General features: G+C 65.7%; 1 protein-coding gene. It reads left to right on the top strand.

The genetic code is table 11. From position 1 onward, the window contains the following. The coding region (locus EN935_RS38445; protein WP_164771847.1) for a chloride channel protein at positions 1-795 on the top strand (795 nt) is incomplete at both ends.

Below are 795 nucleotides of genomic sequence, written 5' to 3'. Positions count from 1 at the left end.
GTGCGCTGATCATCGGCCTGATGGCGCGCTTCGGCAGCGAGAAGATCCGCGGCCACGGCATTCCCGAGGCCATTGAGGCGATCCTGCTGGGGCGCTCAAAACTCGACGCCAAGGTGGCTATCCTGAAGCCGCTGTCGTCGGCGATCTCGATCGGCTCCGGCGGACCCTTCGGCGCGGAAGGCCCGATCATCATGACAGGCGGCGCCATCGGCTCGCTGATAGCGCAGATGCTGCCGGTCAGCGACACCGAACGCAAGACGCTGCTGGTGGCGGGTGCGGCGGCGGGCATGACGACGGTCTTCGGAACACCGATCGCGGCCATCATGCTGGCGGTCGAACTGCTGCTTTTCGAATGGACGCCGCGCTCTTTCATTCCGGTGGCGGTCGCGGCTGTTATCGCCGAGGTCGAGCGCACCATGCTGCATCTGCCCGGACCGATCTTCCCGTTCCAGGGAGGCATGGCGGTGTCCTTTGTCGGCCTTGCCGGCTGGGTGGCGATCGGTGTCGCGGCCGGCCTGTTGTCGGGACTGCTGACGCAGATGGTCTATGCCTGCGAGGACGGTTTTCAGAAACTGCCCATCCACTGGATGTGGTGGCCGATGCTGGGCGGTCTGGTGGTCGGCATTGGCGGGCTGATCGAACCGCAGGCGCTCGGCGTCGGCTATGACAACATCGCCGACATGCTGGATGGCCACACGCTTGCCACCGCCGCACTCATCCTGCTGGTGGTCAAGGCCATCATCTGGTCGGTGGCGCTCGGTTCGGGAACGTCGGGAGGTGTACTCGCGCCACTGC

Source organism: Mesorhizobium sp. M7D.F.Ca.US.004.03.1.1, assembly GCF_003998635.1.
In the GTDB taxonomy this organism is placed as follows: Bacteria; Pseudomonadota; Alphaproteobacteria; order Rhizobiales; family Rhizobiaceae; genus Mesorhizobium; species Mesorhizobium loti.
Note: the sequence above shows the minus strand (reverse complement) of the source record. Positions and strands in the feature narration are given on the sequence as shown.